At 50.7% G+C, this 13,801-nt stretch carries 12 protein-coding genes and 1 pseudogene; 2 read left to right on the top strand and 11 right to left on the bottom strand.

All coding sequences use genetic code 11. The features are described 5' to 3' along the window. Window positions 1-47: 47 nt before the first annotated feature. From BN3003_RS10430 to BN3003_RS10420, 3 genes and pseudogenes are all read right to left on the bottom strand, one after another. Window positions 48-1,412 carry an MFS transporter gene (locus tag BN3003_RS10430; protein ID WP_058356590.1) on the bottom strand — a complete coding sequence of 455 codons (1,365 nt, stop codon included), beginning with the start codon at window positions 1,410-1,412 and terminating at the stop codon, window positions 48-50. A gap of 50 nt (window positions 1,413-1,462) precedes the next feature. Further along, window positions 1,463-1,822, bottom strand: coding sequence for a protocatechuate 3,4-dioxygenase (locus tag BN3003_RS10425; RefSeq protein ID WP_058356589.1), 360 nt, complete (start codon window positions 1,820-1,822; stop codon window positions 1,463-1,465). Beyond that, window positions 1,819-2,619, bottom strand: a pseudogene (locus tag BN3003_RS10420) (class III extradiol dioxygenase family protein); the annotation flags it as partial. The pseudogene BN3003_RS10420 and the gene BN3003_RS10425, both read right to left, overlap by 4 nt. 384 nt (window positions 2,620-3,003) lie before the next feature. Here BN3003_RS10420 and BN3003_RS10415 point away from each other — a divergent pair. Next, complete coding sequence (locus BN3003_RS10415) at window positions 3,004-3,903, top strand: LysR family transcriptional regulator (protein ID WP_058356588.1); 900 nt, start codon at window positions 3,004-3,006, stop codon at window positions 3,901-3,903. An 84-nt stretch (window positions 3,904-3,987) separates the two neighbouring features. Here BN3003_RS10415 and bioD read toward each other — a convergent pair whose 3' ends face one another. The 5 genes from bioD to BN3003_RS10390 are packed head-to-tail and all read right to left on the bottom strand — an operon-like array spanning window position 3,988 to window position 8,544. Beyond that, on the bottom strand, window positions 3,988-4,626 hold the full coding sequence (bioD, locus tag BN3003_RS10410) for a dethiobiotin synthase (protein ID WP_199822586.1): 639 nt from the start codon (window positions 4,624-4,626) through the stop codon (window positions 3,988-3,990). Beyond that, a complete protein-coding gene (bioC, locus tag BN3003_RS10405) occupies window positions 4,626-5,384 on the bottom strand; it encodes a malonyl-ACP O-methyltransferase BioC (protein WP_058356586.1) in 759 nt (252 codons plus the stop codon). The genes bioD and bioC overlap by 1 nt, the downstream gene beginning before the upstream one ends. Continuing rightward, entirely contained in the window at window positions 5,381-6,535 is a 1,155-nt protein-coding gene (locus tag BN3003_RS10400; RefSeq protein ID WP_058356585.1) for an aminotransferase class I/II-fold pyridoxal phosphate-dependent enzyme, read from the bottom strand. Before BN3003_RS10400 ends, bioC begins: the two co-directional genes overlap by 4 nt. Before the next feature lie 3 nt (window positions 6,536-6,538). After that, a complete protein-coding gene (bioA, locus tag BN3003_RS10395; RefSeq protein WP_058356584.1) occupies window positions 6,539-7,810 on the bottom strand; it encodes an adenosylmethionine--8-amino-7-oxononanoate transaminase in 1,272 nt (423 codons plus the stop codon). 11 nt (window positions 7,811-7,821) lie between these two features. Beyond that, window positions 7,822-8,544: an alpha/beta fold hydrolase gene (locus BN3003_RS10390; protein ID WP_058356583.1), complete on the bottom strand. Its 723-nt coding sequence runs from the start codon at window positions 8,542-8,544 to the stop codon at window positions 7,822-7,824. A 287-nt stretch (window positions 8,545-8,831) separates the two neighbouring features. Between BN3003_RS10390 and BN3003_RS10385 the strand changes: the two genes are divergently transcribed. Further along, window positions 8,832-9,158 carry an ElaB/YgaM/YqjD family protein gene (locus BN3003_RS10385; RefSeq protein ID WP_058356582.1) on the top strand — a complete coding sequence of 109 codons (327 nt, stop codon included), beginning with the start codon at window positions 8,832-8,834 and terminating at the stop codon, window positions 9,156-9,158. 698 nt (window positions 9,159-9,856) lie between these two features. Here the strand turns inward: BN3003_RS10385 and BN3003_RS10380 are convergent. Genes BN3003_RS10380 through BN3003_RS10370 form a run of 3 tightly spaced genes read right to left on the bottom strand, consistent with a single transcriptional unit; the run spans window position 9,857 to window position 13,156 of the window. After that, complete coding sequence (locus BN3003_RS10380) at window positions 9,857-10,327, bottom strand: hypothetical protein (RefSeq protein ID WP_058356581.1); 471 nt, start codon at window positions 10,325-10,327, stop codon at window positions 9,857-9,859. A gap of 32 nt (window positions 10,328-10,359) precedes the next feature. Further along, window positions 10,360-12,666, bottom strand: coding sequence for a hypothetical protein (locus BN3003_RS10375; protein ID WP_058356580.1), 2,307 nt, complete (start codon window positions 12,664-12,666; stop codon window positions 10,360-10,362). Between the two features lie 46 nt (window positions 12,667-12,712). Further along, window positions 12,713-13,156: a hypothetical protein gene (locus tag BN3003_RS10370; protein WP_058356579.1), complete on the bottom strand. Its 444-nt coding sequence runs from the start codon at window positions 13,154-13,156 to the stop codon at window positions 12,713-12,715. Window positions 13,157-13,801: the final 645 nt, after the last annotated feature.

The raw sequence follows: 13,801 nt of genomic DNA, 5'->3' as shown, positions 1-13,801 counted from the left end.
GGCCTGTAAACTTTACAGGCCGCTTGTTTTATGTGTGCAAAAGCTTATCAGGATTTGCTGGCAACAGGAGGCGTCGATGCCATGGCGCTGTTGTTGTCATTGTCACCGATGCGTTTGCCCATCAACACTGCCGCGCCGGCGGCCAAGGCGGGGATGGCCAAGCAAGTGATGATGCCAGTGAAGCCCCAACCCATGCCAACCAAGGCGCCGCCTATGGACGAGCCCAAGATGCTGCCAAAGCGCCCCATGCCTTGCATCCAGCTCACACCGGTGGCGCGTGCGGCGGTGGGGTAACACGTGGGAGCGAAAGCATTCAAGCCAGTTTGCGCCCCATTCATGCACACACCAGCGGCAAACACGCACACGCCCAAGCCGCTGGACAAGACACCGCCCATGCCCAAAACCACGATACAGGCCGCACCCAAGGCGTAACCGATGGCGATGATTTTGGTCGGCTTGAATCTGTCCATCAACCAGCCCGTCGACAAGGCACCGATGATGCCGCCCGTTTGGAATAAGGCGGTGATGTTGGCCGCTTGTTTGATGCTCAAGCCCGCATCTTTCATCATCGTGGGCAACCAGCTGGTAATCAAATAAATCACCAACAAGCCCATAAAATACGTCAGCCACAACGCCAAAGTGGTTTTGACATACGACGGGGTGAACAACACGCCCAATGGCTTCTTGCTTTGCACTGGCTCAGTACAGAAAAACTCGGCTTGCGGCGACAACGGCTGTTGGCTGATGCGGTTTAAAGTGCGGCGGATTTTGTCTTGTGCTTTGCCTTTGAGCAGCATAAAGCGCACCGATTCGGGCAAGAAGATGATGAGCAAAGGCAGCAAGACCAAAGGCAAGATGCCGCCAAACATCAAGACTGTGTGCCAGCCGTAGAGCGGTGTTAAATACGCGGCGATGAAACCGACGCCGGCCGAACCGATGGCAAAGCCCAAAAACATCACCGTAATCAAAAACGATTTGCGCTTTTCGGGCACAAATTCGGCTATCAGCGTGGTGGTGTTGGGCATGGCCGCGCCCAAGCCTATACCAGTGAGAAAGCGCAAGATGGCCATTTGGGTGGGATTGCTGGAAAACGCGGTGATGAGGGTCAAGACGCCGAAGATGGCCACGGCGGTGACGAGCACGGTTTTGCGACCGATGCGGTCGGACATCGGGCCGGCGAACAAAGCACCGAACACCAAACCAAACGGCGCTGCGCCCATAATCAAACCAAACGCCGCCTTGGTAATGCCCCAATCGGCAATGATTTCCGGTGCCAAAAAGCCCATGATGGCCACATCTATGCCATCGGCGGCGACGATGCCAAAACACAAGGCGATGATTAGCCATTGGGTAGCGCTCATGCCTTGTTGGTCGATGAGCGCGCGCACATCTATTTTCTCTGTGTGATTCATGTTTCTTCCTTTGTTGGTGTTTATTGTGTTTTTGTCGGTATTGCTAGGGCTTAACGCGCGTCGGGTACGCGTCGGGTGAGTAAAAATTGTTCCAAGGTCTCGCCGCGCATGGCGGCATACACTTCCAAATTGGTTTTCTTGAGCACACGTGCAAATTTTTCCAATACGAAAAAATTGGCACCGTATTGAATCAAACCTATCCAGTCTTGCGTGCACACCAAGTGTTTTTCGGTGTCGCTAAGCTCGGCTGCTGTCATTAAGGCTTCGGCATCGGCCTCAAAGTGCGCACGCCAATCGGCCTGTACCATGTTCCAGAAAAAGCGATTGAGCTTGCGGCTGCGGTAACTGCTGTGCAAATCGAATACATACGTGCCGTCTATCAGTTCAGCGCCTAAGAGTTGCGGATTCATGCCAGCACTCCTGTGGCTTGGTCTGCTGTGATGGTGACCGAGGTGGTTTTTTGTGCTAACTCAGGCACAGGTTCGTACAACACTGCCGTCATCGCGGTGGTGGTGGCGAGGTAGTAATTCTCGTGCAATACCCGCGCGTGTTCACCCAAGCAGGCACGCATGGTCAACCACATGATTTGTTCCACGCTTTCGGCGCCGCCCAAACGGATAAAATCGGCATGGGTGAGCTTGAGCAAGTCTTCAGGCCGCTGCTCCAGCAAGTCTAAAAATTCCCTGTCCCATGCTTCATTGTTAAAACCAGTGCGCTCGCCGTGTACTTGGTGCGACAAACCACCGGTGCCCACCACCACCACGCGTAAGTCTTGGGGGTAAGACTCAATTGCCGCTTTCAGCGCCACACCCAGCTTCCAACAGCGCGTTGGTGTCGGCAGTGGGAACTGCAACACATTCACGGCCAAAGGCACGACGACACCGGGCCAATCGGGTTGGTGTTGCCACAACAACGGCAACGGTGAGGCGCAGCCGTGGTCTAGAGGCTTGTCTTGGAAGGTGGTGAGGTCGAATTCGGCATTGACCAAGGCTTCGGCGATGTGAATTTGCAAATCGACATCGCCTTTGATCGGCGGCAAAGGGCGCAGGCCCGCGCCCTCATCGGCGACGGGGAAAGACTCGCCTATGCCGAGTGCGAAAGTGGGGTAGAAATCGAAGAAGAAACTGCTGCAATGGTCGTTATACACCATCACCATAGCGTCAATTTTCTGTTCTTTGAGCCAATTAGCGATGGGCACATAGCCATCGAATAAGGGTTTTCATGCGGGGTCTTGTTGCTTGCCTTTGTCGTAGGCAACGCCGATGGTGGGTACGTGCGAAGTGCCTATGCAGCCAATGATTTGTGCCATAGGGATGTCTTGTCCTATTGGAGGATGGTTGTCGGTCGTAAGTGGATTTACGGGTGGCTTTGTCTGTGTGAACAGTCAAAAACGGGTGCACACAGGCGGCGTATCATCTGGATTGCTAAGCAGCGCGGTGGCTGTGGGTGAAATCGTGTGTATTCATGTGTTTACTCCTCGATAACTGTGATGGTGATGGCATTTGTTATTGGATTTTTGCCGATTATAATTTTGTTTTTTGCATCAATCACCGCTATATTTGCGCATCAGTTTTCGATAAATTGAGTCAATATGGATTTGTACACCCACATCAAGACTTTCAATGTGGTGGCGCGTTGTCAGAGTTTTTCCGAGGCAGCACACCATTTGAACGTGGTGCCATCGGTGATAGCCAAGCGCATCGCCCAGTTGGAACACATCACCCAAATCAAGCTGTTTGAGCGCTCCACCCGCACGTTGGAAATCACCGAAGCGGGGCGGCAGTTTTTGCTGAAATCGAATGCACTGGTGCAGGAATTGGAGGCTTTAATCGATGGTGCCAGCAAGCAAGAGCATGAAATCGAAGGCCACATCAAGGTATTGGGGCCAACGACGTTGACCACGCAACACCTGAATCATGTCTTCAACGGCTTTTTAAGCGCGCATCCGAAAATCAGCTTGGACGTGGCCTTGGTCGACATCACCATCAATCCGATGGACGAGGGTTTTGACATTGCCGTGAGTGGGCGCTCGGCCACGTATGAGGGCGTGAGTGAGTTGCCGCTCACGCCCATCCGCAGTCGCTTGTATGCGTCGCCCACGTATTTGGCGCAACACCCAGTCATTAAACTGCCGAGCGATTTGCACCACCATGCTTGTTTGGCCTTCAAACCCAATGGCACTGCTTGGCATTTCCCCACCAGCAAAGGCTTGAGTCTGGTCAATTTCAAACCGCGTTTGAGTTTGGACGACAATGTGTCCTTGGCACAGGCGGTGATGAGCGATTTGGGCATTGCGGCCTTGCCGCATTACATCGCCAAACAGTTTGTCGACAGCGGCGACTTGGTGGCGGTATTGCCAGAGTCGCCATTGCAAGCGACGTGGTTCAAGATGTTTATCCCGAAACACAAATTGAAAATTGAGCGCATTGAGCGCTTGGCCGCTAACATCACCGAGTATTTCCAAACCGAGTTTTGGCAAGGCGAGGCTTAGAGAGCGTGTTTTGACATGGATAGACGTATTTACAGGCCGCTTGATGCGGCCTGTAAACAAGGTAGTGCTTAAGATTGATGAGAATTAAATCACTGGAATGTCGATGATGTGCGCCGCAGGGAAGTATTGCGCCAAATGGTTGCACAGGTATTGGTAAGTGTCGTGGTTGATGGTGGCGTCCACGCTGTTGTGAAACTGGTTGTAAGCCAAGGCGTACAGCGGGATATCGCGGCTGCGCAAGGCTTCGAGGCTGAGCAAGGTGTGGTTGATGCTGCCCAAACGGCCACTGGTGACGAGGATGACCGGATAGCCTTTGGCCTTGATGTAATCAATGAACAGCAAGTCTTCGGTTATCGGTACCATCAAGCCGCCGGCGCCCTCAATCAATACGGTATCGAATTGCTGTTGCAATTGTGTAATTGAGTCCTCGATGGCGACAAAATCAATGGGTTGATTGGCCAAACGGCTGGCCAAATGGGGGGAGCATGGGTAGGGGAAGAGCTGCGGCATGGTCAGTTTTTGTTCGTCTACTGGCATGAGGCCACAGCCCATGATGGCGCGGTGGCGCAAAATGTCCTCGGACACATCGGTATTGCCGGTTTGTATTGGCTTGTGGGTGATGACGGTCAAACCTTGTGCGGCCGTGAGCGTGGCGATGTGACCGGTGGCGATGGTTTTGCCAATGTCGGTGTCTATGCCACTGATGAAAAATGTGCCGGGTATCATGATGGTTTTTTCCTTGCGATGAGGTAGAGCGGGTGTTGGCTCAAGACCACGCCCGCATCGTCTGCGGCGTAGTCTTGCGCGTAGTGCTGACAAAATTGTTGCAGTTTGGACTTGGTCCACGCTTGTTGGGAAATGCCGGATACGCCGGTTTGGCGCATGTGTTGTAACACCGCCATCGGTGTGGCAAAGGTGCACAGATGTGGCGCTTCATGTCGCCACAACAGTTCAAACTCGGCCTGCAAATGGGTGCTGATGGCATCCAAGCTGGGGTAGTGCAAACCGATGCCGGTTAAGGCTTTGACTTCTTGGTAATGGCTGGGGCCGAAGCTGGCAAACACCAGCCAGCCGCGCGGTGGCAAGCTGGCGCTGATTTTATTGAGTAATGTTGGCAAGTCTTGCGACCATTGCAAGGCCGAACTCGATACCACCGCATCAACAGGCGTAGGAAAAGCGATGCTGTCCATGTCGCCGGCGTGAAATTCACTGTGGATGCGGCCTGTAAATTCGTGCTCAAGGCTGGCGGCGGCAGCGCACAAATCATTCAAATACAGCGTTTGCAGCGTCGGCAAACCGGCCAATAAGCGGCTCAAATTGCCCGTGCCACAGCCCAATTCCAATACGTGTTTGACTTGTGGGGCGTAGCTTTGCCAATGTTCAAACAGCGTTTGGCTCATGTGTTTTTGTAAGTTGGCATGTTCGCCATACGAGGCAAAAGCCTTGCTAAAACGGTGTTGCACCAAGGGTTTGACTATCATAAACACGCCATCAGATGTTGCAATTGCTCAACGCTCAAACCGGCATTGAGAGAGATGCGCAAACGCGCTTGGTTTTTCGGCACAGTCGGTGGCCGTACCGCCATCACCAACATGCCGTGTTGGCGCAAGGCACGCGCGCGCGCTAAGGCAGCGGCATTGCTGCCGCACAATACCGGCACGATGTGCGATTGCGATACGCAGTCGCCGAAGTGGGTATGGATGTGCTCGATTAAGCGCTGGCTCAAGTGCTGTAAATGCGTGCGTGCGGCCTGTAAATCCTTCAAACGCTGCAACACATAGTCTGTCCATGCCATGTTGATGGGCGGTAAGCCGGTACTGAAAATCAACGGGCGCATGTGGTTAATCAAATATTGGCGCGTTAAGTCGCTGCACACCACATAGCCGCCGACCGAGTGCAGCGCTTTGCCAAACGTGCCAACCAGAAAATCAATGTCGGCGAGGCAGTCTTGTTCTTCGGCACAGCCCAAGCCAGTAGCGCCGCGCACACCGATGGCATGTGCTTCGTCCACATACAAGGCGACGTTGGCAAATTCGCGTTTGTACGCCACCAATTGGCGCAAATCGGCGACATCGCCATCCATGCTGAAGATGGATTCGGTGACGATGAGGATGCGCTCATATGCACTGTGGTGTTGGCTGAGCAATGCATGCAGGTGCGCCATGTCGTTGTGGCGGTAGCGCAGGAATTTGGCGCTGCCTATGAGCAAGCCATCGACCATGCTGGCGTGCACCAGCTTGTCTGCCAGTATCAAAGTATGGTTGTCGGCCAAGGCGTTCAGCAGGCCAAAATTCATTTGGTAGCCGCTGGCAAATGTCAGCGCGGCTTCGCGCCCAAACAAACGCGCCAAAGTCTGCTCGACTTGTTGGTGGCTGGGCGAGTGGCCGGTGAGCAATTGCGATGAGCTCGATGACCAATACGCTTCTGGTGCCGCAATATGTTGAGCAAAATCGTGTTGCCAATCGCGGCGCGCGCCCAAGGCCAGATAATCGTTGCCGGCCAAATTCAGCAAGCGCTGTCCAGCCACTTCAGCATAGAGACCGTCACGGGCCATCGGCGTGAGCACGCGCTCATTGTCGGCGGCGATTTTATCGGCCATGCGCGCGCTCAAAAAATCATTCCAAACAGTCATGGCTTACTCACAGTTTTTGACAATGGCCAGCGTTTGCTGGATTAAGAAATCCAATTCCGACTCGGAGATCACATACGGCGGCATCAGATACACCAAGCGCCCAAACGGCCTGAGCCAAATGCCGTGGGCCACGATTTGCGCTTGTAAGCGCTGCATGTCGACAGGCTGTTTGAGCTCGATCACACCGATGGCACCGAGCACGCGCACATCGGCCACGTGCGACCATGTCGATGCGGCCTGTAAACCTTGTAATTGGGTTTGGATGCGGGCGATGCACGCTTGCCAATCTTGCTCCAACAGCAATTCACATGAAGCGCGCGCGACCGCGCAGGCGAGTGGATTGGCCATAAATGTAGGGCCATGCATGAACACGCCGGCTTCACCTGCGCCTATGGTGGCGGCAACGTGGGCGGTGGTGAGCACGGCCGACAAAGTCATGTAGCCGCCGGTGAGCGCCTTGCCTATGCACATGATGTCGGGTTCTACGCCAGCGTGTTCCCATGCGAATAATTTGCCGGTGCGGCCAAAGCCGGTGGCGATTTCATCGAAAATCAGCAAGATGCCGTATTCGTCGCACAAGGTACGCAGTTCACGCAGGTATTGCGGATGGTAGAAAAACATGCCGCCCGCACCTTGGACGATGGGTTCGATGATAAAGGCGGCGATGTTGTCATGCTGAGCGGCAAACAGTTCGCGCACTGGTGAGATGTCGGCCTCGTCCCAGTCGCCATCAAAACGGCTGCGTGGCGCCGGCACAAACCAGCGCTGTGGCAGGCTGCTGCCAAAAATATGGTGCATGCCGGTTACAGGGTCGCACACCGACATCGCATTCCACGTGTCACCGTGGTAACCGCTGCGCACGGTGGCGATATTGGTTTTTACAGGCCGCTTTAAACTGTGTTGGTATTGAATCGCCATTTTCAGCGCAACTTCTACCGCTACTGAGCCGGAGTCGGCATAAAAAATTTTGTCCATAGATGGCGGCGCCATTTGCAGCAATAACTTGCCCAGCTCTATGGCCGGGGCATGAGTTAGGCCGCCGAACATGATGTGGGCCATGTCTTGCAATTGTGCGCTCACGGCCGCATTCAAACGCGGATGGTTATAGCCGTGCAGCGCGCACCACCATGAGGACATGCCATCAACCAAACGCTCGCCACTAAGCAATTCTATGTGCACGCCTTCGGCGCGCTTGACTTGGAAAGTGGGGAGCGGTTGGGTGACGGAGGTATATGGGTGCCACAAGTGGTCGCGGTCGAAATCATCGCTGTACATGGGTCGCTTTCTTAAGAGAGGGAATTGAGCCAAGCATCTATCACTTGGGCACAGGTGTGGCTGTGAGTCAGTGGCAGCAAATGGCTGGCGCCGGCGACAACATGGTGTTGTGCTTGCGCGCTTAAGTGCAGTTGCGCGGGCATGCTCTCCGGTATCAAGGCATCGTTGGCGCCAAAAACATGCAATTGCGGCACAGACAAAGTGCTCAGCAGCGCGCGCGTGTCCAGCGTTTGTAGCCAGTGTAAATGCCGTAAATGCGTGGCATTGATGGTTTTGTCATCGAGGGTGAGCTGGGCTTTGAGGCGTTTGAGGTGTTGGCGGCTGTCTGGATGGGCATCATGTAAACCTGCCAAAGCGGCAAATTGCTGCAAGTTTTGCCGTGGCTGCTGTTGCTGCTGTTCGCAAAAGCGCGCAAACACATCTGCTGCCATGCCATAAGACCATGTGTCATCGGCACAAAAGCACGGATTGGAAGCCAGCGTGACCAAGCGGCATTGGGCATGTGCGGCCAGCATGGTGGCGATTTGCCCACCGAGCGACCAACCGATCACAACACTGTCGCTGCACAGCGCATATTGCTGGCAGATTGAGCTGACATAAGCATCCAAATCGGCATGCTCAGGCAGTGGCAACATGCAAGTGGAATAGGCCAAGTCATTTAATGCGGCCTGTAAAGCCAATACAGGGTAAGTGCCCAGACCAAAACCGGGCAAGATCAAGACGGTGTTCTTCATAGCGGCGCTTAGAGCGGCCTGTAGACAATAGGTTCAGGTTTTTATTAGAGTGGTGTTCAGGTAGGTTGGGGAGATACTGAGGATGGGGATTGAAATTGCGTTTGCAAAACAAGTGTCTGCCAGCATGTGTTTGAGCAATCATTAATCAGAATCTGCGCAGTGTAGACCGGCGCAAACGGCTGCTAAAACAGGTTAAACTTTGGTAAATGGCAGCGCATTGCGGAACACAAATGCTATTGTCACAGTCAAGTTGGCTATGTTACACCCACATCTTAAAAGGAAAAATCATGACCGATCGCGCTGAATTGAACACCCTCAAAGACGACACCATCGCCGACATCAAAGCCTTGCTGCAAGACGCAGAAGACTTGTATGACAATGTGAAAGAAGACAGTCACGAACATGCGCATGAAGCCAAGGCGAAAATGAAAGAGCGCTTGAGCAGCGCCAAAAGCAAATTGGAGCAATACGAGCGCGAAGCCAAACACAAAGCCCGCGCGGCAGTAGAGCACACGCGCACTTATGCCAAAGAAAACCCCGCGACCACCACCGGCATCGTCGCAGCCGCCACCGTATTATTGGGCGTATTGGCGTATAAAAGTGTGCGCAAATAAGCGCAAGGCTCAGTGTAGTTAGACGAGCAGTGATTGTAGATAGGCACATTATGTTGGCAGCAGCGTCACGCGATATGGCGTGTATCTGCCGCGTTTCATTAAAAACACACCTTGAATCGAGGTGTGTTTTTTCGTGGGCCGCGATGAATTTCATGCCGCAACGGGTGATGGTCATGATGATGGCGGCGCAGTTGTGACACAGTGTTACGGAAAGTTGGGCGATTTTGCACAAAATGGCTGTGTAAAATTGAGTTATGGCAGGCTGTAAAAGTGGCGCAACAATGCGCTTAAACACGGTTGCCGTGTCAGCGCTGCCACAGTGTCACAGCGTTCATTTAAAATGCATATTTTAGAATAGCGATGCCATGCGGAATATGTCATATTAAAACCCAACAGCAATTCAAAGGCTTGCTGAGAAAAAATATGCCACTGGTGTGGTGAAAAAAACAGGCAATAAAAAACCACTGGCTAAGCAGTGGTGTATAAGCGTCTGTGGCGGAGAGGAAGTAACTCGATATTGCAATTAAACTAATTGATTTTATTGATATATTTTTATGTGTTACTGAAAAGTAACCCAACCTGTAACCCATAAAACAAAAATGCCCCCAAAATCGGAGGCTTTTGTATCATTTTCAGCGACTAGGTGGTGTCGCTATCGCTAAAGGCAGAATAGGGCAGTTTGGTTAATTGGTCAATTGCTAAGCATCAGGTGCAATATTGCAATTATTGAACATGAGAACATATTTACTGCTTACGCCGCTATTATCCATATTCTCGCAAATCACTTTTACAAACTCGCCAACCTTGAGGGCTGCTAATCCATCACTTGAGTTCATGATGGCATACATGCGCGGATAATTGCCGCTTTGAACGCCCGCAGCTTTGGTATCAGTGTACTTAGCAGTTAGTCGGGGCTTTCCATTTGGCAGCTCACTCAATCCATCGAGCATGAACGCGGTTTTCACATTTTTATCTTTGAATTTTTCTGCAACAGCAAATTGATTATCCAGTGATTCATCAAAAATGGTATCAGCAGATAAGAAAACAGTTTCTCTTTGGCTCATATCAGGCTTAGATTCGTTTGCTTTTTCAGGTTCTTTGCTCGAATCAACACCACCGCCACAAGCCGCCAATAAGCCACACAACAATAACGCACTGAATTTGTTCATACCGTCACCCCTTTGAGAATGACGGCATTATATCAAGAGTTCATAAGCTGACCATCCCTAGCCATTCCACCTACAGCTTGTAATGCTATTTGTGAGATGAGTTTATAGTTTTCAGGTGTCATAAGGGCTTCTGCTTTCACCTTACCATCCTGGCTAGTGAAGTAAACCACACCAAGAGTTTGCATTTTGCTTGTATCAAATTGGTTTTGGGTGCTGCCAGCCGCAGGGATACGGGCGGGTTGATAATACTCAGGGTAAGCTTGCCTTAGGTATTTTTGACCTGTTGGGTCTTGGTCTACATGATTACTGCCGCCTCTGACAAATGCCATTTGAGGGTTTTTGATTTCAAGGCTTGCAGATTTAATTGCTTGTTGGCTGGCATCAGTAACATATTTCCCAAAACTGCCCACCGCATCCGACATACTTTTGCTTGCTGCAAATTGGTCTTTTGCGGAAAGTTTGGCGATTCTCTCGGCCTCTTTGTTTGCCTTGTCTACAGCCTTGGCATCTTCCATGTTGATGCGGTCACGTTCTCGGGCATCGTTCATATTCAGTCTAGACTGCCATGCAAGCGCTTCCTTTTGCTGCTTAAGCAATTCTTTGTGTTGCTTGTCCAGCTCCTTGCCATATTCCTTGCTTGCATCGGCCTCTTGGTTGCTGCGGAATAGGTTGCGCGATACTGCGCCTGTATTAGTGCCATATTGCCGCCCACCATCTAGCGTACTTCTTGCATTGGATAACTTCTCCTGTGCCTCTGCTAGCGCTTTGGTCGCCTCTGCTACAGCCTTTGTTGCTTCGGTCATTTGCTCAGTGGTTTTGTTATCATCATTTTTTAATCGCTGCTGCTCAGCCTGAGCATCCTGTAACACCTTGGTAAGTCGCTCAACTTCTTTTGGCAGTTCGCCTCTGTTGCCAATATCAACCTGTGCCTGAAAGGTATCGTGCATTGCTTGTTTGCCAGCACCAATGCGGCTATTAAGCCCATCTGTCCATTGGTCAATGCCAGTGTTCTTATTGGCCACATCTTCCATGATGGTGCGGTAATCACGCGCTTGGCCGATAATTTCGTCTAACTTACTTTGCATCAATTGAATGGATTTAGTAGCATCAGTATCAAAAATTTTATCCATGATTTTCATGGCGGGCATGTGTGACATTAACTCTGCCACTTCCATAGCACCACGCGCCACCAAAGCAAGGCCGCCCACGATGGCCTCTGTAATTCCTGCCACCTCATTGAATCGCTTGGCCAACCATCCGCCAGCCTCTACCGCCATAATCAAACCATTCACGATCGCGTCTGAGATTTGCATTGCCACCACTTCGCCGCCGCCTAATGATTCTATCCACTCATCAACGTAGGTAATGGCTTCTTTCATCGGCTCGGCAAGGTTGGCATACACCATCTCATTCATGCCCCAAAACTTGTCCTGTATGTCTTTGAGTGTTTGGTTGAAGCTGTCCAGTGCTACTAAGTTGGCATTGCTGGCTACATGCCCAAAATCAATGGCCTGTTGCATTAAGCTGTCAAACTGCGCTCCATTGGCGGCAAGCAGTGGCTCAAGCTTGGATAGGTCATTGCCCATCGATTCAAATAGCTGTGTGCGCTCAGTGGTCGAAAGATTTTGTGCTTCTTGATTCAGTGCCCGCAATATATCCAATGGGCTTTTGCCGATAAACTCGGCCACATCCAAATTCATGCGCTTGAAAAAGTCTTTTAACTCACCGCCATCATTTGCCGATAAATCGCCCATCTTGTCGTTGATGTCTTGTAAGGCTTCTTTAAGCGTGTCAGCAGGCAATCCTAGGCGCTGTACCGCATACTGAGCGGCCTGTAAGTCATCGGTGTTTACATTCAGGCGTTGCGCTGCGTTGAGTGTTTCTGTGGCCTCTTGCGCCTCTTTGTTGAATTTGTAGAAGCCCACGCCCACCGTTGCCAATGCGGTACCAACACCAGCGATTGCTGCAGCACCAACTTTAAACGCCATGTTCATGCGCGTACCAATCGACACGCCTAACTCATACGCTGCGTTATCGGCTGCCTTGCTTTCTGCTGCCACTTGATTCAAGGCAGGGGTGAATTGCTGCGCTGCCTGTTTTGCTTGGCTCATTGCCGCGTCAATGTCTTTCACTGCATTGGCAAGGTCAGCATCCACACGCTTCAATGCCTCAGCCGCCTGTTGGTTGCTGTTGAAAGATTTTTGCACTTCTACTGCTTCACGCTCAAGGGCGTTAAGGCTGTTGGTGATTTGTTTGGTCGCTTGCTCGGCCTGTTTCATGCCTTGATTGAACTGGCTCAAATCTAAGCCAAGTCGGGCGGTTAATTCTGCATCTGCCATCTATCCATCTCCTGAAATACTAAAGGCAGCCGAAGCTGCCATCTTGTTATGCGTTTGCTGTGTCTTGCTGCTTGGTGGTGTTTTGTTCGTCAGACTTGGTATCTTCTGAGGCTTCGATTTTCTTGTATCGTTCGATGGTGTGCTGTTTGTGAATGGCTACACCAAAGGTGGTGAGTATTTCCACTGGCAACTCAAGTAAGCCGTCCAGTTCCTCACGCTTAAACAATGGCTCACCCTGTTCATTGCAAAGGTATTGAATCATGCTGAACGCCATAACCTGATTGACATTGGCTTGATTGTTGATGAATTGATAGTCGTCCGTGTATGCGCCTATTTCTTGGATAAATTTCATTTCCGCACACGCTGCAAAACCTGAGCGCCCATCCAGCATGTAAACGTCAGTTTCTTCGCCATTTGGAAATTTAATATTGACCAGTACAGGGCTGATTTTGCCCTTAGCCAGTAACTGCTCTTTGGTGAGTAATGCCATGCTCTAAATCCCTTATATCTTATTGAAAATACAAGCGATATTGTAGCATAATATAGGCTGAAACTGTTGATTTCACAGGGTTTTTAGGTGGTGTTGAGTGGGTGAAATAAGACAGATTTTGATGATGTAAATGGGATAATTTTGCGTCAGCTCAAAACTGAGCGCACGTTAAAAACACCACCGCCTAAGATGTCACGAAATTACCTTTTACGAGTACGGAAATTCAGCCGCCAAAGATGTGTAATAACTCTTTTTATAGTCTGCAAAATCTGCAAATACCCGTTTCCTAGCATGTCTCGAAATTACAGCTCTAAGATGTGCATTAATTCGGCTCTCTAGCATGTGCATTAATTCAATTCTAACGTGTGCTGAAATTCCTAAGATGTCCGAAAATTGGAATGAGGCCGCTTCAATGTCAACAAAAGGCAACATGAATGTCAGGTTTTTTCAGGGTCAGATTTTTTAAGGTTAAAAACAAAGTTAGTTTGCTAATAAATATTAGATTCATAAATTGAATGCCCTATCCAATTACAAATATTAATTATATTTATCCAATTGGTTTATATACAATTCGCGACGTTTAAATGTCAGATTTCGTCATATGCGATTAATTATTGGTAAAAACAAAATTCAAAGTAATGTTGA

The sequence above is a fragment of the Vitreoscilla massiliensis genome (assembly GCF_001457815.1).
Taxonomy (GTDB): domain Bacteria; phylum Pseudomonadota; class Gammaproteobacteria; order Burkholderiales; family Neisseriaceae; genus Vitreoscilla; species Vitreoscilla massiliensis.
Note: the sequence above shows the minus strand (reverse complement) of the source record. Positions and strands in the feature narration are given on the sequence as shown.